This is a genomic window from Gordonia araii NBRC 100433 (genome assembly GCF_000241265.1).
GTDB classification, from domain to species: Bacteria; Actinomycetota; Actinomycetes; order Mycobacteriales; family Mycobacteriaceae; genus Gordonia; species Gordonia araii.
Window position 1 is genome coordinate 59,425 of the sequence record NZ_BAEE01000052.1, and the last position, 20,273, is coordinate 79,697.

Sequence of the window (20,273 nt, forward strand, 5' to 3'; positions counted from 1 at the left end):
CGGCTGGTCAGCCGGTCGTCGCGGTACCACCCCGCTTGCCGCGCACCCGCAGGTACGGCGGCCACTCAAACATTCGGGCTGTGACGGGCCCGTTCCCGCCCGGTTCTACTGAGGGCACGCCGTGCGCGCCCCGTTCTTCCGAGTGCTCCCCGGTGATGGCCGGATCAGTGCGCCTTACAGCTTAGTCAGTCCAGCGGTGGACGCCAATTGGGATCCAGCGGGTCGACCGGCGCGTTGGTCGGCCTCGGCTCCGGACGCCGGGCCCGACGCGGGGTCGGGGGCGGCGTCGGCGGCAGGTCGTTGACGTGACGCATCGCTTCGCGGGACTGGTCGGATACCAGCTTCGATCCGGCAGGTGGAATCGACGACTCCCACCTGACCTCGCCCGGCTCGGTGACGACGACGGGATTGGAGCCCGAGGTCTCGATGCGCGGGATGGACCCGGTCGAAGTCACGTAGTCGTGAAGATCGCCGACCCGTTCGCGCGGCGCGCCCGGTCGTGGCGCGTTCGGCTGCTGGCCGGGCCGCGGTGGCGCGGGCGGCTGAGAACCGAACTGTTGCTGGTCCCCCGGTTGCGGCGCGGACGATCGCGGCGGAGGCGGCGGTGACGAGACGGTCGGCATGGTGAACGCGGGCCCCGATGCCGCCGGGTCGGCGACTCGCGGATCCTGTGCGACGGGTTCGGGCGCCTGGGGCTGCCCGTACCCCCCTGCCGAAGGCTGCTGGCCGGAGGGCTCCTGAGCGGCCGACTCCTGGCCGGGATTCGGTCCGCCGAGGTAGGGATTGGCGGGATAGGGATTGGCCGGCGGTTGACCGGCGGCGGCTCGCGCGGCCGGCGGCGCGGGATAGGCCGGCCCGGTGTAGTCGGGTTCGGTTTCGGGGAAACCGGACAGCGCGCCGGACGGACGCGCCGTCAGCCAGCCTCCGCTGGCCGGAGTGCTGACCGGATTGGACGCATCGGACACCCGTGGGTCCTCGTCGCCGACCGCGCTGCCCTCCGGCGGGAACGCCGTGCGGGCACCACCGGCGAAGGTGCCGGAGTCGCGACGCGCTTCACGCTGGGCGACATAGGCGTCGATGTCCTCGCCCAGGAATGCTCCGGTGGTCGGCGCGTTCTCGACGGGTTCGGCCCGGGCGCCGCGCCGAATGTCGATCAGCAGCGCGACCAATCCGACGACGGAGGCGACCACGCAGGCGATAGCCAGCCAGACCTGGCCGGTCATCAGACCGGCGACCAGCAAGGCGAAGGCCGCTAGTGCGGCGACAATGGCGAAGCCCAACATGGCTCACACCCCCTGTTTCGTTTATCCCTGGCCGGGGCCCGGATAGCCCCCGCTGTCGGCGATGGCGTCGCGGCCACCGTCGACCGGTGCGGCGCTGCCCCGCTGCGCCAGCTCTTCCAGCTGCGACTCGAGATAGGTCTTGAGCCGCGTGCGGTACTCGCGTTCGTACGTCTTGAGCTGTTCGATACGACCCTCGAGCACCCCGCGCTGCTGGTTGATCGTCGTCATGATCTCCGTGTGCTTGCGCTCGGCGTCGGCCTGCAACGCTTCGGCACGCTCGGAGGCTTGGCGCAACTGCGCCTCGGCACGGGTCTGCGCGTCGGCGAGGATCGCCTCCGACCGCTGGCGCGCGTCGACCAGGATGCCGTCGGCCTTGGCCTGCGCTTCGGCCACGATCGCGTCGGCGCGACTGCGCGCATCGGCGAGGACCGACTCGGATTCGTTGCGCGCAGTGGCCGTGAGCCGGTCGGCCGTGTCCTGGGCGAGAGCCAGAACGCGAGCCGCGCGGGAGTTCGCCTCTTCCTCGTGCACGCTCGGCTGCGGCGGCTGTTGCTGCTGCGGCGGCTCCGGCGCGGCGAAGACCGTGGTCGGCGCGGGCTGGGCCGGCGCCGGTCCGGGACCGGAGGCGCGCGCGTGCGCCAGCTCGGCTTCGAGTTCCTCGACCCGGGCGGCGAGATCGTTGTTCTCGCTGATGAGTCGGGCCAGTTCCGCCTCGACGAAATCGAGGAACTGGTCGACCTCGTCCTCGTTGTATCCGCGTTTGCCGATCGGCGGTTTGCTGAACGCGACGTTATGCACATCAGCCGGTGTCAGCCGCATGGCCCATTCCCCTTACATCCGTTTCGCAGACGAATCTCGTCTCCGACGTCTCTCCGTGGCTACCGATGTCCGAGGAGGCCTCACGTTCGACGCTCCAACCACAACGGACAGTTCTGCCACTAGCGCACCATCCTGTCACATCCATCCCGCCAGTCGCACCAGCCCGAGACGGTCTCGCAACACAACGGTCGCCAAACAATGACATTGTGCCAGTAGTCGAGGATAGTCGCCTCCGCCCCTACCAGCACGTTTAAGAGGGCTACCCGCCCGCCAGACCGAACACGATCTGCTGCGCGATCATCACCACGATCAGTGCGATCATCAGGGAGAGGTCCAGCCGGACCGCCCCGATGTTCAACGGCGGGATCACCCGGCGCAACAGTTTGATCGGCGGATCGGTGAGGGTGAACACCACTTCGACGATCACGACGACGATTCCGGACGGACGCCAGTCACGCGCGAACGACCGGACCAATTCGAGGATCAGCCGTGCCAGCAGCAGCATCCAGTAGATCCAGAGCAGATATCCGACAACGGTGAGAAAAACGGTCACAGCACTACTCTGCCGCAAACCCGGAGCTGTGGCACTTCGGGGTCAAGAGTGGCTGTAGAAGCCGGTCTCGGCGATCCGGCGACGGTCCTCCGGCGACACGTCGATATCGGCGGGAGCGAGCAGGAAGACTTTGGTCGCGACCTTGTCGAACGAACCGCGCAGCGCGAAGGCCAAGCCGGCGGCGAAATCGACCAGACGCTTGGCGTCCGCATTGCTCATGTCGACGAGATCCATGATCACCGGATTGCCGTTGCGGAAGCGTTCGCCGATCGTCCTCGCCTCGCTGTAGCTCGACGGCCGCAGCGTGGTGATCTTCTGGCCGTCGCCGAAGACGCCGGGCTCGTCCTGTCCGACGGCGGCGGCACCGACCGCGCGCAGCGTGGCGCCGGCCGAGCGCTGCAGCGGCTCGAGGCGCGCGCCACGGGGTTCGGGGCGAGGCGCACCGGTATAGACGTAACCACCGTTGCCGACAGCGGCGAACTCGCGCTCGTCCTCCTCGTAGCGGCTCGACGACCGCACGCGCTCGCGCCGCAGGTCGTCCTCGGCGCCGAAGCGCCCGCCGTAGGAATCCGGGCCGTACGGATCGGCGCCGTAGGTGTCGGACGCGTAGGGGTCGGCGTATGCGCCGTCCCGGTAGGAGGTCTGTCCGTAGTAGTCGTCGTCGTAGCCGTTCGAGCGGGGGTCGCCGCCACGGCCACGAACGCGTCGCATGGCCCCGGTGCCCTCGTCTTCGAGGTAGTCGTCCTCGTAGTCGCTGGGCGGAACCATGCCGAAGTACGCCTTGAACTTCTGCATCGTGGTCATCTCGGGCCTCTCTACTCTTGGTCGGCGTTGCCGTGGTGGCTCGTCACGATCAACATGTGGTTGGTGATTCTCGTGTGACCAATGTGATTGCCATTGCTGCCTACGGTAGCCCCCGCAGAGGGTCGTTTCTCGGCGCGACACGCGCGGAATTCGGGTGGAGCGATCAATTCACGCGTCCTCCCGCCAGATCACCGAGGCCAGTCGACCGGTCGGCGCCGACCTCCGGTGGCTGAAGAGCTTCTCGTCGGCGATGGTGCACCGGGGGTCGACGGCGATCGACGTGACCCCCGCACCCGCGAGCTGACGCGCGATGCCGGCCCGCAGATCGAGGCCGACGGTGCCCGCCTCGGTCCGGCACAGACTGCCCGGAAGATGTTCCTCCACGTCGCGGGCCATCTCCGGCGGCACCTCGTAGAAGTGCCCCGAGGCGGCCGGTCCGAGCAGCGCGCTGATCCGCTGCGGCTTCGCGCCGAGTCCGGCCATGACGCGCAGCGCCTCGGGAACGATTCCGTTGCGCGCGCCGACGCGGCCGGCGTGGACCGCGGCGATCACCCCGGCCTCGTCGTCGCTGAGCAGCACGGGGACGCAGTCCGCGGTCAGAACCGCCAGCGCGAGGTTCGACGCCGACGTGATCAGTCCGTCCGTTGCCGGTACCGGGCCGTCGGACGGTCCGTCGACCACCGTGACGGTCGGGCTGTGGATCTGCTCCATCCAGACGACCCGCTCGGACGGCAACTTCAGGTGCGCGGCCAGCCGCGCCCGGTTCGCCGCGACCGCCTCGGGATCGTCGCCGACGTGGTCGCCGAGGTTGAACGAGTCGTACGGCGGGGCCGAGACCCCGCCGTCGCGAGTGGTCACCACTCGGCGGACGGCCGACTCCCCAGGACGCGCGGCTCGGCGACTCGCGCTCATCACTTCATGAAATCGGGTACGTCGACGTCGTCGTCGTCGAGACGCACCGGATTCGGACGCACCTCGTCGGTTCGCTGGACAGCGGGCTCGGTGCTACTGAAGATCGACTCGCCCTCGCCCGGGGCGTTGACCTTGCCGGCCTTGCCCGCCGCGACGCCGGTGTGGCCGACCGCGGGAGCATCGGCGCGGCGGCGCGGCGCGCCTCCGTCGAAACCGGCGGCGATCACGGTGACCCGGACCTCGTCGCCGAGGTTGTCGTCGATCACCGTGCCGAAGATGATGTTGGCCTCCTCGTGAGCGGCCTCTTGCACCTGCGTGGCCGCGTTGTGGATCTCGAAGAGGCCGAGATCCGAACCGCCGGCGATCGAGATCAGCACGCCGCGCGCGCCCTCCATGGAGGCTTCCAGAAGGGGCGAGTTGATCGCGAGTTCGGCGGCCTTCTTGGCGCGGTCCTCCCCGCGTGCCGAGCCGATGCCCATCAGGGCGCTGCCCGCATCACTCATCACGCCCTTGACGTCGGCGAAGTCGACGTTGATCAGGCCCGGTGTGGTGATGAGATCGGTGATGCCCTGCACGCCGTTGAGAAGAACCTCGTCAGCGCTGCGGAACGCGTCCATCAAGCTCACGTTGGCGTCCCCGAGCTGCAGGAGGCGGTCGTTGGGGATGACGATCAAGGTGTCGCACGACTCGCGCAGGGCCGTGATGCCGGCGTCGGCCTGGCCGCTGCGCCGCTTGCCCTCGAAGGCGAACGGGCGGGTGACGACGCCGACGGTCAGGGCGCCGAGCTTGCGGGCGATCGACGCCACGACCGGCGCGCCGCCGGTGCCGGTGCCGCCGCCCTCGCCCGCGGTCACGAACACCATATCGGCGCCCTTGAGGAGTTCCTCGATGTCGTCGCGGTTGTCCTCGGTCGCGCGGCGGCCGACCTCCGGATCCGCACCGGCGCCGAGGCCCCGCGTCGAGTCGCGGCCGACGTCGAGCTTCACGTCGGCGTCGCTCATCAACAGCGCCTGGGCATCGGTGTTGATGGCGATGAACTCGACACCCTTGAGCCCCTGCTCGATCATCCGGTTGACGGCGTTGACGCCGCCACCGCCGATGCCGACGACTTTGATCACGGCCAGGTAGTTGTGCGGTGGCGTCATCGCGCTCGCCCTCCTCCGAAGAACCCTAAACCTGAACCATAGATTTAGAGTTATGTCAAGTACTGAACTTTCAAGGGCAAACGCTAGGCATTCGGGCCTGGTCGGGCCAGCTTCAGCCCGGCGTGTCGCCAAAGTTCCCAGGAATTAACTCCCGTCACATCCCTATCGCCTGATCAGCGAGGTTCGCTCGCAAGATGCGCGCGACGGTCACCGATAGGACGGGAAGTCAGGGCTCGACACGTTGTAGAGGGTTCCCTTGCGCGTGCTGATCGCGCGCCACGCGATCGCCTTGTCCGCGCCGCGGGTCGCATCCCCCCACACGACCGTCGCGTCGTTGCGCAGCGCGAAGGTGATGTTCACCGGGGACTCGGCGTTGACCGAGGCGATCCGGCCCCGCAGATCCGGCGGGAGTTCGGTCACCACGCGCAGCGCCGCCTTCGTCGCCGGATCCGTCGGTCCCGGGTTCGGCGTCTTCAGCAACGGAAGGCGGGCCACCTCGCGGGGCACGGCCACCCCCCGCTCATAGTGTCGATACGGCACGGCGAGACGGTCGAGGACGTGGACCGCGTTGTCGGTCTCGACGCGCGCCACCGGAGTTCGCTCGACGACGATCACCTCGATCGTCGACGGGTATTGACGGCGCACCCTGGCCGTTTCGACCTCCGCGATCGACGCGACGCGGCGGGCGGCTTCCGCGGTGTTCACCTGCAGGAGCGGGCGCCCTTTGGGAACCCCCGCGTGGGCGGTGACCTGCTCGGCGGTGAGCCCCGAGTGCTGGCTCACACCCGACACGGCGACCTTGCGAACCGACATCAATGGAGTGAAGTAGGCGACCGCTGCCAGGCCGGCCACCGCCAAGACCACCACGGCGGTGGTCATCCAGAACCGGGCACGGCTCACGCCCGCTCCCCCAGCGCGGCAAGGATCTCCGGTCCCTGCATCGTGATGTCGCCCGCGCCCAGGGTCAGGACGACGTCACCCGGTTCCGCCGCCCCGACGACCGCGGGCACCAGCTCGGACAGGACCGGCACGAACCTGGACCGCCCGGACATCTGATCGGTGATCAGCCGCCCGCTCACACCGGGCATCGGATCCTCCCGGGCGCCGTAGACGTCGGCGACGATCGCCTCGTCGGCCAGATCGAGCGCCGCGGCGAACTCCGAGGCGAACTCCGCGGTGCGCGAGTACAGGTGCGGCTGGAAGACCGCGATCACCCGGCCGTCACCGGCCGCGAGACGAGCCGCCGACAGCACCGCGCGGACCTCGGTGGGATGGTGCGCGTAGTCGTCGTAGACCCGGACCCCGTCGGCGCTTCCGCGATATTCGAAACGGCGGCGCACACCGGAGAACTCGGCGATGCCCTCGGCCAGGTCGGTGAGCGCGGGCACTTCGCCGTCACCGCCGGCGAGCACGGCAGAACCCGCCAGGGTCGCCGCGAGCGCGTTGAGCGCCATGTGGACGCCCGGTATCGGCGTATCGAGCGTCATCTCCACCGCTTCGTCGACAAGGGGCGGGTGCACGCGCACGCGGCTACTGCCGCCGTCGGGTCCCGCGGTGAACTCGAGCAGCTCGGCGACGAGGTGTTCCGGGCGCTCGCGCGCGTCGCGATGGCCGTAGCCCCACACCTGAACATCGTTGGCGCGCAACGTCTCCGCACTGCGCTCCAGCAGCGCCCGGACCCCGGGATCATCGAGGCAGGCGACGACGACTCCCCCGGCCTGGACCCCGGCGACGAACTTGTCGAAGACCTCGACGTAGGCGGCCTCGCTACCGAAGAAGTCGAGGTGATCGGCCTCGATATTGGTCACGACCACGACAGAGGCGGGATACTCCAGCAGCGAGCCGTCACTCTCGTCGGCTTCGGCCACGAAGACGTCCCCGCTCCCATGATGGGCGTTGGTCCCGGACTCGTTGAGTTCGCCGCCGACGGCGAAGGAGGGGTCGACGCCGCAGTGCTGGAGGGCGGCGACCGCCATGGAGGTGGTGGAGGTCTTCCCGTGCGTGCCGGCGACCAGCAGCGTGCGATATCCCAACATCAACGTCGCGAGTACGGCCGGGCGCAGAATGACGTCGATACCGCGCTTCTCCGCCTCGACCAGTTCGGGGTTCGACTTGGGGATCGCGGCGTGGGTGGTCACGACCACGCTCGGCCCGCCGGGCAGCGAGTCGAGGGCCCCGGGATCGTGGCCGATCGTGACCACGGCTCCGCGGGTGCGCAATGCCAGCAGGCCGCGGCTGTCTTTGGCGTCGGACCCCGAGACCTGACCGCCGCGCGCCAGCAGGATGCGCGCCAATCCCGACATCCCCGCACCGCCGATGCCCACCATGTGAACCCGACTCAAGTGCTCAGGCAACCCGGCCCGTTCGATCTGACCCATCGGTTGTTCTCTCGTCCCTCTCGTCGGGTGGTGGTGCGGCTAGGTCTAGTGTGCCGCGCGATGCGCGGTCGCGAGTTCCAGCGCCGCCGCGGCCACGCGGTTCGCCGCGTCCCGGTGGCCGCCGATCGCCGCACTCGCCGCCATCTGCGCCAGCCGGTCGGCATCGCCGAGCAGGGCGGGAACCTCGCGCGCCACCCACTCGGGGGTCATCTCGCCGTCGGGAACCAGCAGTCCTCCGCCCGCTTCCACGACGGGGGCGGCGTTGAGCGCCTGTTCCCCGTTGCCGTGCGGCAGGGGCACGTAGACCGCGGGCAGACCGGTGGCCGACACCTCGGCGACCGTCATCGCGCCCGAACGGCAGATCACCAGATCGGCGGCGGCGTAGGCGAGGTCCATTCGCTTGAGATATCCCACGCCGACGTAGGGCGGGGCACCCGGCGGGCGCGACGGGGAGATCGTATTCTTGGGGCCGTACGCGTGCAGCACGCCGATGCCGGCCTCGCCCAACGCGGTGGCCGCGCCGACGACCGCGTCGTTGAGCCGCACCGCGCCCTGCGAGCCCCCGAACACCAACAGCGTCGGAGCCGCTTCGTCGAGACCGAAGTAATGCCGGGCCTTGGCGCGCAACGCCTGCCGGTCGAGCCCAGCCAGGCTGCCGCGCACTGGGATGCCGACGACCTCGGCGCCGGGCAGACCGCATCCCCCTACCGCCGCCAGCACCCGATCGGCCCAGCGCGCCCCGATCTTGTTGGCGATGCCCGCACTGGCATTGGCCTCGTGGATGACCAGTGGAATGCGGTTGCGCGAGCGCAGGCGGCCCCGCGCGGCGAAGTATGCGGGCAGCGCGACGTATCCGCCGAATCCGACGACGACATCGGCGTCGACGTCGGCGAGGACCTTGCGGGTCGCCGCCACCGAGCGCATCAGCCGGCCGGGCGTGCGCGCGAGGTCGGCGCCCACCTTCCTCGGCAACGGTGCCGGCGGGATCAGGCGCAAGTCGTAACCGCGCTCGGGGACGATGGAGGTCTCCAGCCCCTTCTCGGTGCCCAGCGCGGTGATCCGCGCCGAGGGCGCCAGGGCCACGACCGCGTCCGCGACGGCCAACGCCGGCTCGATGTGGCCGGCGGTACCGCCCCCGGCCACCACGACCGACAGGTTCCTGGCATCGGTCATCGGCGACCATCCCGGTCGTATCGACTCCCTCCGCGGCTGCGACGGGGCGCGGGGTCGGTCCCCCGGTACCGCGTATCGCCGTCGCCGCGGCGATAGCGCCCGCCGCGGTCGACGCGCGCGATCGAGCCGGTCTCGGTAACCCGCGAGCGCGGTGCGGTCGACCGCCCCCCGGCCGAGATCGGCCGGGCGGTGGGCGCGGTGGCGCGCCGCCGAGCCACCGGCTCCGATCGGCGGGGCCGGCCGGCCATGCGCTCGCGCACCTTCTCCGCGCGAGTCGGCCGGTAGGCCACCGGCGCGGGCAACCGCCACAGCCGGGCCCGCCAGCCCACCGGCTTCTGGTGGGCCAGGGTCACCACGGACTCGGGTTCGTGGCGCGCGGCGTTGGCGAGCAGGCCGAGCATCGCCAGCATCGTCAGCGTCGAGGTGCCGCCCGCCGAGACGAGCGGCAGCTGGATTCCGGTGACCGGAAGGAGCCCGACGACGTAGCCGATGTTGACGAAGGCCTGCGCCGTGATCAGCACGGTGATGGTCGACGACATGAGTTTGAGGAAGGGATCCTCCGAGCGCATCGCGATGCGCATGCCGATCAGCATCAGCCCGAGGAACAGGCCGATGACCACGAACGCGCCGATCAGGCCGAGTTCCTCGCCCACGATGGCGAAGATGAAGTCGTTGTGGGCGTTGGGCAGGTAGTTCCACTTGGCGCGGGACTGACCGAGGCCGACGCCGAACACGCCGCCGTTCGCCAGCGCGTACAGCGCCTGACGGGCCTGATAGCCGGCGCCCTGCGGGTCGTTGATGGCGCCGAGGAAGCTGAACACGCGCTGGGACCGGTACCCCTCGATCAGGGCCAATCCGACCGCGATGACGGCACCGGACACGACGAAACTCGCGAAGACGCGCACCGGCAGGCCGGCGAACCAGAGCAGCGCGGCGACGATCACCGCGATGGTGATCGTCGTCGACAGGTTCGGCTCGAGAAGGATGAGGAGGCTGATGAGTGCGGCCACCGGGATGAGCGGGACCAGCAACCCGCTCAGGGCCACCCCGTCTCGACGGCGAGAGGCGAGCAGGTGCGCCCCCCACACGCAGAGGGCGACCTTGACCAGCTCCGACGGCTGCACGGACAGCCCGTAGACGACGAACCAGCGCCGCGCCCCCTGGCTGAGCGTGCCGATCCCCGGCACGAGCACGAGTGCGAGCAGGATGGTGGTGAGCACGATCATCGGTCCGGCGGCGCGGCGCACCAAGCGGACCGGCAGTCGCACGGTCAGGTAGAACACGCCGAGTCCGAGAAGCGCGAAGATGACCTGCGTGGTGAACAGGCTGTAGGCCGATCCATCGCGCGAGTACCCCTCCACCGAGGATGCCGACAGGACCATCACCAAACCGAGGACGGTCAGCACCAGCGCCATGCCCACGACGAGGTGGAACGACGCGGTGGGCCGGGCCAGCAGGTTCCGGACGGCCTCGACGATGACCTTCGGCCAGGCCAGCAGCGACTCGTTCTCCGGTGCGTCGGTGCTCGCGGCCCCTTCCGACGCGTCGGTCTTCGACGACCCCGACGCCGAACCAGATTTGCCGGCGGCCTTCTCGGCGGTGGTCATCGAGGATCCCCCGGCAACGCCGCGGCAGCCGCCGCGAAGGCGTCGCCGCGCGCCGAATAGCTGTCGAACATGTCCAGCGATGCGGCCGCGGGCGCCAGCAGAACCGCGTCGACGGTGTCGTCGCGGCGGGCCAGATCCCACGCCTGCCGCACCGCTGCCGTCATCACCGCCGCGGCCTGCTCCCGGTCACGCTGCGTCGAACCGGTCGGGATATCGCCGTCGGGAACCCACTTCTCCGCAATCACCCGTCCATCGTCCCCTGTGAATACTGTGACTGCTGGGACTTCTGGGGCGTGTCGCGCAATCGCGGTCACAATCTCGTCGCGATCCCGCCCGATCGCCACCACAGCGGATAGACGGTCGCGGGCACCGCGGATCAGTTCGTCGACCGAAGCACCTTTGAGCAGCCCGCCGGCGATCAGCACCACACGGTCCCGAGCGGCGATCGCGGCCGCGGCGGCATGCGGATTCGTCGCCTTCGAGTCGTCGATGAAGTCGACCGGTGCGCCCGAGGCGCGGTGGCGCCTGGCCACCCGTTCGCCGCGATGACCGGCGGGCTCGAAGGACGCCAGTCCGCGCGCGATGGCCGCCGCCGGAACCCCGGCGGCCAGTGCCAGCGCGGCCGCCGCCAGGGCATCGGCGCGGCCGGACGGACCGGGCGGATGCACCTGGTCGACGCCGACGAGCGCCGTGCCGCCGCTGAACGCACGGTCCACCAACTCGGCCCCGACGACCCCGAGTTCACCGTCGGCCGGCTCGCCGAGCGTGAAGGCCACGCGGCGGGTCGCGGGCCCGACCGGCAGCGATGCGGCTATCGGATCGTCGCGCCCGACGACGCCGACGTCGCCGCGCAGTGCGACCGCCTTGGCCGCGCTATAAGCCGGCATGCCGCCGTGCCAGTCCAGGTGGTCCTCGGCGACGTTGAGCACCACGCCCGCAGCCGGTCGCAGCGACGGCGCCCAATGCAGCTGGAACGACGAGGCTTCGACGCACAGCACCTCGGTGCCCGGCTCGCCGGTCAGGATGTCCAGGACCGGGGTGCCGAAATTCCCGCACGCGGCGACCGGGCGTCCCGCGGCGGCGACGATGGCGGTGAGCATCGCCGTCGTCGTCGTCTTGCCGTTCGTGCCGGTGATCACCAGCCAGGTGCGCGGCGCGCCCGTCAGACCGCTGCGGTCGACCCACCAGGCGAGCTCGACCTCCCCCCACACCGGGACCTCGGCGACCTGCGCGGCCACGACGAGCGGGTGGCCGGGCGCGAAGCCCGGCGAGACCACGAGCACGCGGGTCCGACTCCAGAATCCGGCGTCGGCCAGCGCTTCCTCGACGCCGATCTGAACCATGCCGTCGACGTCTCGCGGTGCACCGAACGCTCCGTCGACGACGGTGACCGACGATCCCGCCGACCGCAGATAGGCGGCGGCCGATCGCCCGGCGGTCCCCCATCCGGCGACGACGACGCCGGCGCCGCCCAAGCCGCCGACGAGTTCGGCGGCGCGATCCTGCCTTTCCGCGTCCGCTACCGGTGAACCGTTGCTAGCCACCGAAATTCTTGAACTCGCTGTAGAAGAGCGACAGCCCCAGACCCACGGAAATCGCCGTGAGCAGCCAGAACCTGATGATCACCGTCGTCTCGGCCCATCCGCCCAGCTCGAAGTGGTGGTGGAAGGGCGCCATCCGGAACAGCCGGCGGCCCGAGGTGCGGAACACCAGGATCTGCAGCACGACCGATACCGCTTCGGCGACGAAGAGCGCGCCCAGGACAACGGCGATCATCTCGGTGTGGCTGACGATCGAGATCCCGGCCAGCAAACCGCCGAGGGCCAGCGAGCCGGTGTCGCCCATGAAGATCTTCGCCGGCGCCGCGTTCCACCACAGGAACCCCAGACAGGCGGCCCCGCCCGCGGTCGCGAGTATCGCCAGGTCCAGCGGGTCGCGTACGGGATAGCAGCCGGGCGCCCGCGCGACGCCGGCGGCGCCGCCTTCGCAGGCGTTCTGGTACTGCCAGTAGGTGATCAGCACGTAGGCGCCCATCACCATCGCCATCGATCCGGCCGCCAGCCCGTCGAGGCCGTCGGTGAAATTAACCGCGTTCGACCAGGAGGCCACCACCAGCCAGACGAACAGCACGAAGACGACGATGCCGAGGCCGCCGAGGGAGATCGCGTTGATGTCGCGGGCGTAGGAGAGGTTCTTACTCGCGGGCGTGTACCCGTACTCGTTGCGGAACTGCAGGACGAGCACCGCGAAGATGATGGCCGCGATCGCCTGGCCGACCGACTTCGCGGTCTTGTTCAACCCGAGGTTGCGGTGCTTGCGGACCTTGATGATGTCGTCGAGGAAGCCGACGATCGCCAGCATGACCGCCAGTCCCAGCACGAGCAGACCCGACGCGGTGGGGCCCGGTCCGGGGCCGCCTTCCCTGTCCGATGTCGCTCCCAGCAGGTAGGCGACGAGATGGGCGGCGAAGTAGCCGGCGACCAGGGCCACGATGATGGCGACGCCGCCCATCGACGGCGTACCGCGCTTGGTCTGGTGGCTCTCGGGCCCCTCCACGCGGATCTCTTGGCCGAAGCCCTGCCTGGAGAACACGCGGATCAGGACCGGTGTCAAGCCAATGGCGACGACCAGTGCCACGGCACCCGCCACCAGAATCTGCGTCACGTCATGCGTCACGTCTGCTCCATCTCATTCACTTCGGTTCCCGTCCCGCCCGGTTCGACATCGCGCCGCGTCCCGGTCCGACCACACCATCCAACCCGGTCCTCAAATCCGTTGGATCACCAGGTCCCGCTGCGCGAGTGCGTCGACCACGATTTGGGGGTCGAACCCGCCGGCCAACGCGATGACGTCGCCGGCCCCCGGCGCTCCCGGACCGCTGGTCGCATCGGCTCGGCTCCACCGTTGCGCGAGTTCTCCGGCGCTCGCCACCAGTACGGCCTCATCGCCCCACGATCCTTCCATGACCGCACCCTGGTGCGCGGCCCGGACGACGCGCGACTCGCCGACGCAGACGACTTTGTCCACGGCCAGCCGGACGGCCGCCCGGCCGAGCGAGTCATGCTCGACGACGCTGCGCTGCACGTCGTCGGCGGGGAACTCGCCGAGCACGAACCAGGTCCGCGCCGCTGCGGCGCGATCGCGGTGCGCGCTGCCGGCTCCGGTGTCTGCGGCGACTTCGACCAGCCGGCGCAGCAGCGCCTTGCCGCCGGCGATCGAGGCGTCGTCCGAGGCGACCAGCACGGTCACCGTCCCGGTCATCGGCCGGACCGCCTGGCCGCGATCGCCCGCGCCAGGACCACCCGGTCGTCGAAGTCGTGTTTCACGCCGTCGATCTCCTGCCCCGTCTCATGGCCTTTGCCCGCCACCAGGACGATGTCCTCCGGCCCGGCCCAGGCGACCGCGGCGGCGATGGCCTCAGCGCGATCACCGATCTCGCGAATGTCGGTCGCCCGGCGCTCGGTCCCGTTCACCGCGGCAGCACCGGCGCTCACCGCGGCGCGGATGGCGGCGGGGTCCTCCGTCCGGGGATTGTCGTCGGTCACGATGACCAGGTCGGCGCCGCGCGCCGCCGCCGCGCCCATGTGCGCGCGTTTGCCGGTGTCGCGGTCGCCCCCGGCACCGAGCACCACCCCGATCCGGCCGGTGCAGTCGGCGGCCAGCGTCGACAGGACCGCTTCGACGGCGGCGGGTTTGTGGGCGTAGTCGACGAGAGCGAGAAAGTCCTGGCCGGCGCGGACCGGCTCCAGCCGCCCCGGGACGACGACCTGCGCTATCCCCTCGCACGCCCGGTCCACCGGGGCACCCACCGCGGCGCACAGCGCCACCGCCAACGCCGCGTTGGTGACGTTGTACCGCCCCGGAAGCGGCACCGGGAGCGAGTGCGCTCCGCCGTCCGGGTCGAGTAGCGCTGCCGCCGACTCGCCCGGTCGCGGCACGACGGCCGTCCAGCGCCCGGGCGGCGGCCGGTGCGCGGGCGGATCGTCGACGGTGGCGACGGTCGAGGGCCCGGTCGCGATGTCGGCCATTCGCCTGCCCCACTCGTCGTCGACGCAGATCACGGCGGCGGACGCGACCGTCGGGGACGTCGGGTCGAACAGCGCCGCCTTGGCGGCGAAATACTCGTCCATCGTCGGGTGGAAGTCCAAGTGGTCCTGCGACAGGTTGGTGAACCCGCCGACCGCGAACGACGTGCCGGCCACCCGCCCCAGCGAGAGGGCGTGGCTCGACACCTCCATGACGACCGAGTCGATCCCGCGCTCGACCATCGCGGCCAGCAATGCTTGCAGATCAGGCGCTTCGGGGGTGGTCAGGGTGCTCGGTGCGGTCTCGCCGTTGAACCGCGTCGCCACCGTGCCGATGAGCCCCACCGAGCGCCCGGCGGCCATCAGTGCCGACTCGACCATGTAGGCGGTGGTCGTCTTGCCCGAGGTGCCGGTGATCCCGATGACGGTCAGCGCCGAACTCGGATAGTGGTACACCCGGGCGCTCACCTGCCCCAGAACCCGCCGCGGATCCGGGTGGACCAGCACGGCCGGCCTCTCGGCCGCCGGGAGCGATTCGCTGATGAGGTCGGCGCCGACGCTGTCGGTGAGCACCGCGGTCGCCCCGGCCTCGACGGCGGCGCCCGCGTAGGCGGCGCCGTGGGTGCGAGCACCGGGCAGCGCGGCGAACAGATCGCCGGGCGCGGCTCGCTGGGCGCGCAATGTCACCCCGGTCACGGCGCTGCCGGCGAGCAGATCGGCTTTCGGGCCGGTGGCCCCGATCAGCTCCGCCAGCTCGGCGACCGGCGTCGGCGCCACATGCTCGGGGCGGATGACATCAGTTCCCATGGCGTGTCAATCTACCGGCCCGCGGCGTCGAGTCAGCCAGCCTCGAGGGTCAACCGGGGCGCGCCGGGCGAGTACGGCATCCGTGCGCGCTGCAGCAGCCAGCCGGCGATCGTCCCGAACAGCGGTGCGGCCGACTGCCCGCCGGTCCCGTCCGAGCTGCGCTTCGGGTTGTCGAGCACCAGGCCGACCACGTAGCGGGGATTGTCGGCCGGGGCGATCCCGGCGAAGGTGATGTTGTAGCGCGAGTTCGAGTAGCAGTTGCATCGCGGGTCCACCTGCTGGGCGGTACCGGTCTTTCCCGAGATCTGGTACCCGGGAACCGCTGCCTGGAAACCGGATCCGCGTTGCCGCCCGGCCGGATCGTTCTGCACGACGGCCCGGAACATGTCCCGCACCGACTGAGCGGTTTCCGGCGACACCACGGTGACACCGTCGGGTGCCGGCCGTGCGGACTCGGGATGCCCGTCGCGCGTCTCCGCGGCGATGACCCGGGGCGGGATGCGCACACCGTCGTTGGCGATGGCCTGGTACGCCGACGTCATCTGCAGCAAGGTCATCGAAAGCCCCTGGCCGATCGGGAGGTTCGCGAAGGAGCCGCCGGACCACTGCGACAGCGCGGGCACCTGTCCCGGGCTCTCACCGGGCAGGCTCACACCGGTTCGCTGCCCCAATCCGAAGGCCGCCACCATGTCGGCGAACCGCTTCTCCCCCACCTGGCGCGCCAGCATCAGGGTGCCGACGTTGGACGACTTGCCGAAGATGCCGGTCGTCGTGAGACGCAGGTTTCCGTGTGCCCAGGCATCCTTGACGGTGACGCCGGCCATGCGGATGCTGCCCGGAACGGTGTGCACCGCGTCGGGAGTGGTGACCCCGTATTGGAGGGCGGCCGCGGCGGTGACGATCTTGTTCACCGACCCGGGCTCGAACGGCGTGGTCACCGCGGGGTTGTCCAGGTTGGCGTCCTTTTGCTCCGACAGCGGCCGGGAGGCGTTGAAGGTCGAATCGTTGGCCATCGCGAGGACCTCGCCCGTCTTGGCGTCGAGAACCACGGCGGCGACCCGCCGCGCCCCGGAGGCCGCCTTCGCCGCGTAGACCTGGCTCTGGACGAACCACTGGACGTCCGAATCGAGGGTGAGGCGGATGGTCGCGCCGTTGATCGCGGGGTGCACGTTGCGGGCACTGCCCGGGATGATCGCGCCGTCGGATCCACGGTCGAAGGTCTTCGATCCGTTGGTTCCGCCGAGTACCGAATCCATCGAGGACTCGAGTCCGATGAGGCCGTTGCCGTCGTAGTTGACGTCGCCGATCACGTTGGCCGCCAGGGAACCGCCGGGATAGAGGCGCAGGTTTTCTGGATCGGCTCCCACCTCGGGGAACTCCGCGACGATCCGCGCCGCGACGTCGGTGGCCACCGCACGCGCGAGGTAGACGAACTTCTCCGACCCGTTCAGCTTGGTGAGCAGGTCGTTCTCGGAGATGGACCCGCCCAGCGCCGCGGACACCCCCTTGGCGATCTCCTTGAAGCGCGCCGCGGCATCCGGCAGTTTCGGGTCGCGCCGGTGGGCTTCGTCGGTGGCGGCGCGGACCGCCTGCGGGAGGAAGGTGAGCGCACGCGCTTCGTCGGTGTAGGCCAGCGGACGCCCGTTGCGGTCGAGGATGGCGCCGCGCTTAGCGGTGAGGACCTGGGTGAACTCGCGCTGTGCCGCCGCTTGGGCGGCGAGCGAACCGGCCTCGACGGTGTGCACCACGACGAGCCGGGCCGCTATCGCGATGACGGCGATCCCGACGGCGACGACCGCCCAGCGGGTACGGATGGTGAACCGATCGGGGCGATCCTGGTCGGTGCGCTTACCGCGTCCCCCCTTGGGGGGCTTTGTACCCGACGATGCCGCGGACCGCTTCAGCGGGGAGAACTGCTTCGACCGGGACCTGCCGGACCGAGCCGATCGGGTGGCTCCGAGGTGAAAGGCGGCGCGCGTCATGATCGTCAATCTTTCCCGCTGCTAAGAGTTGCGCCGGGGATTTGCACCCGGCGCGCGAGTCGCGGGTGGCGCGGGTAACACGTTGGGGGCCGCCTCGGGTGCGGGCGCCGGTGCCGGAGGCGTCTGATCGGGTGTCTGCGTTTGGCCCTGCTGCTGCGGCTGCCCCTGATCCTCGGGCTGGCTCTGATCCTCGGGTTGGCCCTGCTCCTGCTGCTGGGTCTGATCCTGCGGCTGGGTCTGGTCCTGCTGCTGGGTCGACCCGGAGCCCGGCAATCCGGTCGAGTCCTCGACTTTGTTGGTGTCGATGTGGCGCAGGGCATCGTCGGCGGGCTTCGGGTTGATGGAGGCCGGCGCCCGCCCCTTGGCCGGAGCGGGGGTGCCGCGCACCGAGACGCGGCCGTTCTCACCGACGACCAGCCGGGCCGCGTTGCGCGTCGGGACCAGCCCGAGCCGGGCCGCCTTGTCGGAGAGTTCAGGCGCCGAATCCGCGGACTCGTAGGTTCGCTTGAGCGCGTCCCGCTTGTCGACCAGCGCTTGGTTCTGCGTCTTCGCGACGGTGAGCTCGTAGGAGTCCTGCGCCGCCCTCGTCGACAACCAGAGCGTTGCGACCAGGCCCAGGGCGACCAAGCCGATCACCGGCACGGCGAACGGCAGGCCGCGGATCTGTTCGACGAGGCCGGGGCGCGGTGCTCCGCGCCGACCGCCCTTGGGCCGGACCGACTGCTTCTCCTCCCGGGCGAGCCGGGCGGCGCGACGGTTGACCGCGCGCTGGGCGGCGCGGGAGCGATTGACGCGCTGCGGCGCACCGGCCGTCGGCCGACGACGATGACGCGGCCCGTCGATGACCGACAGTTCTCCCGTCGGCACCGGTGCCCACTCCCCGGTGGCATCCGCCCTGTGCCTCACTGCTCTCCCCCTTCGGTGTCCGGCGCGATTCGTTCGATCGCGCGCACTCGCGCCGGGGCCGAGCGCGGATTCGCCTCGACCTCGGCCTCGGATGCCTGCTCCGCGCCCCGGGTCACCAGCGAGAACCGCGGCGCCGTGCCGGGCAGCTCGACCGGAAGCCCGGCGGGCGAACTCGATCGGGTTCGCTTGGTGAACTCTCGCTTGACGATCCGGTCCTCGAGCGACTGGTAGCTCATCACCACGACGCGGCCACCGACGGCGAGGGCGTCGAGGGCCGCGGGCAGTGCGGCCCGCAACGAGTCCAGCTCACCATTCACCTCGATGCGCAATGCCTGGAAGGTGCGCTTGGCCGGGTGTCCACCGGTCCGGCGCGTCGCCGCGGGAATCGCCGCGTACAACAACTCCACCAGCCGACCGCTGGTGGTGAACGGCTCGTCGCGCCGCGCGGCGATCACGGCCGAGGCGATGCGACCCGCGAAGCGTTCTTCGCCGTAGTCCGACAGCACCCGCGCCAGGTCGCCGTGCGAATACGTGTTGAGGATGTCGGCGGCGGTGACCGGATCATCCGGGTTCATCCGCATGTCCAAAGGTGCGTCCACCGCATACGCGAAGCCGCGGTTGCGCTGATCGAGTTGCATCGACGACACGCCCAGGTCGAACAGCACGCCGTCGACCTCGGTCAGCTCGCGGTCCAGGCCGACGGGGCCGGCGAGCACGCGCGCCAATTCGTCGTACCGGCCGGCGTTCACCGAGGCCCGCTCCCCGAACGGGGCCAGGCGTTCTGCCGCCTGCGACCGGGCAGCACCATCGCGGTCGATGCCGACGACGGTCAGCTCGGAGAAGGTGCGCAACAGCAATTCCGCGTGTCCGCCGGCGCCAAGGGTCGCGTCGACGACGACGGCGCCCTCGCCGGTGGGGCTCTCACTCGTCACAGCCGGGGCGAGAAGCTCGACAATGCGATCGGCCATGACGGGAACATGGCCGTGGTCACCGCTGCTCATCGCACACCCTTCTGTTTCAACCGAGCGGATCGGGTGGGTGAAGCGGGGTCCCCGCCCGATCGCGAACCTGGCGCTGGGGAAGTGCGTCAGGGTCGGATCGGGCGCAGGCCTCGTGTCACCCACGGCTGCTGTCGCGGGTCCCATTCGGTCGCCTAGAGCAGGGCCTCGAAGGCTTCCGAGCCGGCGGCCGAGAAGTCCTCCTCGTGCTCGTTCTGGTAGGCCTCCCAGGTCTGTGCGTCCCAGATTTCGAGGTGGTCGTAGCTGCCGATCACCACGCAATCCTTGGTCAGTCCGGCGTACGTGCGGTGGTCGGGCGAAAGGGTGATGCGCCCCTGCCCGTCCGGTCGCTGTTCGTCGGCGCTGGCAAAGAAGTACCGCTGGTAGGCGCGCGCCTGCGGGTTGTTGCGCGACGCCGCACGGGTCTTCTCCGCTATGGCGTCGAAGTCGTCGAGCCGGTACACGGCGAGGCTGTTGTCCTGGTTGCGAGTGACCATGACACCTCCTGCCAGTGCATCTCGAAACTTCGCGGGCAGTGTGAGCCGCCCCTTGTCGTCCAACTTGGGCGTATAGGTGCCGACGAGTCGCTGACCCGACATCTCGCACCTCCTACACCCGCTGGGATCGACGTCCGGTTCGTCTCACCCAGTGCCCACACTGTACCCCACTTTCCACCACTTTCCACCCCAATGACCCCACCATTGGCGAAGATGACCATAAAAGTGCTGGTCAATGAGGATTACAGCCGTGGGGAGAATTGCCAACACGCCCGTTCACCAGAGCGAAGGGCGCGTTTCTGAAGTGAGAAAGAAGCATTAAAGTGCCAGTTGAGAACACAGTGAATGGCTCGGTGGGCGATTGTGGGGAATCATCGCCGGTCG

Annotated in this window: 18 protein-coding genes; all 18 read right to left on the reverse strand. The window is 70.1% G+C overall.

Annotation, left to right across the window (positions count from 1 at the left end; all coding sequences use genetic code 11):
* Positions 1-185: 185 nt before the first annotated feature.
* Positions 186-1,283, reverse strand: coding sequence for a hypothetical protein (locus GOARA_RS09965; RefSeq protein WP_007322232.1), 1,098 nt, complete (start codon positions 1,281-1,283; stop codon positions 186-188).
* 21 nt (positions 1,284-1,304) lie between these two features.
* Positions 1,305-2,102: a DivIVA-like cell division protein Wag31 gene (gene wag31 / locus GOARA_RS09970; protein WP_007322233.1), complete on the reverse strand. Its 798-nt coding sequence runs from the start codon at positions 2,100-2,102 to the stop codon at positions 1,305-1,307.
* A 259-nt stretch (positions 2,103-2,361) separates the two neighbouring features.
* Positions 2,362-2,655 (reverse strand): YggT family protein, encoded by a 294-nt coding sequence (locus tag GOARA_RS09975; protein WP_007322234.1) that lies wholly within the window; start codon positions 2,653-2,655, stop codon positions 2,362-2,364.
* Positions 2,656-2,697: 42 nt separating this feature from the next.
* Positions 2,698-3,459, reverse strand: coding sequence for a cell division protein SepF (locus GOARA_RS09980; protein WP_007322235.1), 762 nt, complete (start codon positions 3,457-3,459; stop codon positions 2,698-2,700).
* Positions 3,460-3,627: 168 nt separating this feature from the next.
* Complete coding sequence (gene pgeF, locus GOARA_RS09985; protein WP_050947235.1) at positions 3,628-4,371, reverse strand: peptidoglycan editing factor PgeF; 744 nt, start codon at positions 4,369-4,371, stop codon at positions 3,628-3,630.
* Positions 4,371-5,516, reverse strand: coding sequence for a cell division protein FtsZ (ftsZ, locus tag GOARA_RS09990; RefSeq protein WP_007322237.1), 1,146 nt, complete (start codon positions 5,514-5,516; stop codon positions 4,371-4,373). The genes pgeF and ftsZ overlap by 1 nt, the downstream gene beginning before the upstream one ends.
* A gap of 207 nt (positions 5,517-5,723) precedes the next feature.
* A complete protein-coding gene (locus GOARA_RS09995) occupies positions 5,724-6,416 on the reverse strand; it encodes a cell division protein FtsQ/DivIB (RefSeq protein WP_007322238.1) in 693 nt (230 codons plus the stop codon).
* Positions 6,413-7,894: a UDP-N-acetylmuramate--L-alanine ligase gene (gene murC, locus GOARA_RS10000; RefSeq protein ID WP_007322239.1), complete on the reverse strand. Its 1,482-nt coding sequence runs from the start codon at positions 7,892-7,894 to the stop codon at positions 6,413-6,415. The genes GOARA_RS09995 and murC overlap by 4 nt, the downstream gene beginning before the upstream one ends.
* 45 nt (positions 7,895-7,939) lie before the next feature.
* Positions 7,940-9,067 (reverse strand): undecaprenyldiphospho-muramoylpentapeptide beta-N-acetylglucosaminyltransferase, encoded by a 1,128-nt coding sequence (gene murG / locus GOARA_RS10005; RefSeq protein ID WP_007322240.1) that lies wholly within the window; start codon positions 9,065-9,067, stop codon positions 7,940-7,942.
* Entirely contained in the window at positions 9,064-10,674 is a 1,611-nt protein-coding gene (gene ftsW, locus GOARA_RS10010) for a putative lipid II flippase FtsW (RefSeq protein WP_007322241.1), read from the reverse strand. Before ftsW ends, murG begins: the two co-directional genes overlap by 4 nt.
* Complete coding sequence (gene murD, locus GOARA_RS10015) at positions 10,671-12,218, reverse strand: UDP-N-acetylmuramoyl-L-alanine--D-glutamate ligase (RefSeq protein ID WP_007322242.1); 1,548 nt, start codon at positions 12,216-12,218, stop codon at positions 10,671-10,673. Before murD ends, ftsW begins: the two co-directional genes overlap by 4 nt.
* On the reverse strand, positions 12,211-13,338 hold the full coding sequence (gene mraY, locus GOARA_RS10020; RefSeq protein WP_040522628.1) for a phospho-N-acetylmuramoyl-pentapeptide-transferase: 1,128 nt from the start codon (positions 13,336-13,338) through the stop codon (positions 12,211-12,213). The genes murD and mraY overlap by 8 nt, the downstream gene beginning before the upstream one ends.
* A 102-nt stretch (positions 13,339-13,440) precedes the next feature.
* Positions 13,441-13,935, reverse strand: coding sequence for a hypothetical protein (locus tag GOARA_RS20395; protein ID WP_007322244.1), 495 nt, complete (start codon positions 13,933-13,935; stop codon positions 13,441-13,443).
* Positions 13,932-15,506 carry a UDP-N-acetylmuramoyl-L-alanyl-D-glutamate--2,6-diaminopimelate ligase gene (locus GOARA_RS10030; protein WP_007322245.1) on the reverse strand — a complete coding sequence of 525 codons (1,575 nt, stop codon included), beginning with the start codon at positions 15,504-15,506 and terminating at the stop codon, positions 13,932-13,934. Before GOARA_RS10030 ends, GOARA_RS20395 begins: the two co-directional genes overlap by 4 nt.
* Positions 15,507-15,538: 32 nt before the next feature.
* Complete coding sequence (locus GOARA_RS10035; protein ID WP_040522603.1) at positions 15,539-17,488, reverse strand: peptidoglycan D,D-transpeptidase FtsI family protein; 1,950 nt, start codon at positions 17,486-17,488, stop codon at positions 15,539-15,541.
* A gap of 21 nt (positions 17,489-17,509) precedes the next feature.
* The gene (gene ftsL / locus GOARA_RS10040) at positions 17,510-18,394 is read right to left on the reverse strand and encodes a cell division protein FtsL (protein ID WP_007322247.1); all 885 of its coding nucleotides are present in this window, start codon (positions 18,392-18,394) and stop codon (positions 17,510-17,512) included.
* On the reverse strand, positions 18,391-19,395 hold the full coding sequence (gene rsmH / locus GOARA_RS10045; protein WP_007322248.1) for a 16S rRNA (cytosine(1402)-N(4))-methyltransferase RsmH: 1,005 nt from the start codon (positions 19,393-19,395) through the stop codon (positions 18,391-18,393). Before rsmH ends, ftsL begins: the two co-directional genes overlap by 4 nt.
* Positions 19,396-19,547: 152 nt before the next feature.
* Positions 19,548-19,991 (reverse strand): division/cell wall cluster transcriptional repressor MraZ, encoded by a 444-nt coding sequence (mraZ, locus tag GOARA_RS10050; protein WP_007322249.1) that lies wholly within the window; start codon positions 19,989-19,991, stop codon positions 19,548-19,550.
* Between the last annotated feature and the right edge of the window lie 282 nt (positions 19,992-20,273).

Coding starts and splice junctions, on each gene's coding strand:
- pgeF (WP_050947235.1), bottom strand. CDS start 4,371: ATGAGCGCGAGTCGCCGAGCCGCGCGTCCTGGGGAGTCGGCCGTCCGC.
- GOARA_RS20395 (WP_007322244.1), bottom strand. CDS start 13,935: ATGACCGGGACGGTGACCGTGCTGGTCGCCTCGGACGACGCCTCGATC.
- ftsZ (WP_007322237.1), bottom strand. CDS start 5,516: ATGACGCCACCGCACAACTACCTGGCCGTGATCAAAGTCGTCGGCATC.
- wag31 (WP_007322233.1), bottom strand. CDS start 2,102: ATGCGGCTGACACCGGCTGATGTGCATAACGTCGCGTTCAGCAAACCG.
- GOARA_RS10030 (WP_007322245.1), bottom strand. CDS start 15,506: ATGGGAACTGATGTCATCCGCCCCGAGCATGTGGCGCCGACGCCGGTC.
- GOARA_RS10035 (WP_040522603.1), bottom strand. CDS start 17,488: ATGACGCGCGCCGCCTTTCACCTCGGAGCCACCCGATCGGCTCGGTCC.
- murG (WP_007322240.1), bottom strand. CDS start 9,067: ATGACCGATGCCAGGAACCTGTCGGTCGTGGTGGCCGGGGGCGGTACC.
- GOARA_RS09965 (WP_007322232.1), bottom strand. CDS start 1,283: ATGTTGGGCTTCGCCATTGTCGCCGCACTAGCGGCCTTCGCCTTGCTG.
- ftsW (WP_007322241.1), bottom strand. CDS start 10,674: ATGACCACCGCCGAGAAGGCCGCCGGCAAATCTGGTTCGGCGTCGGGG.
- GOARA_RS09980 (WP_007322235.1), bottom strand. CDS start 3,459: ATGACCACGATGCAGAAGTTCAAGGCGTACTTCGGCATGGTTCCGCCC.
- rsmH (WP_007322248.1), bottom strand. CDS start 19,395: ATGAGCAGCGGTGACCACGGCCATGTTCCCGTCATGGCCGATCGCATT.
- murC (WP_007322239.1), bottom strand. CDS start 7,894: ATGGGTCAGATCGAACGGGCCGGGTTGCCTGAGCACTTGAGTCGGGTT.
- mraZ (WP_007322249.1), bottom strand. CDS start 19,991: ATGTCGGGTCAGCGACTCGTCGGCACCTATACGCCCAAGTTGGACGAC.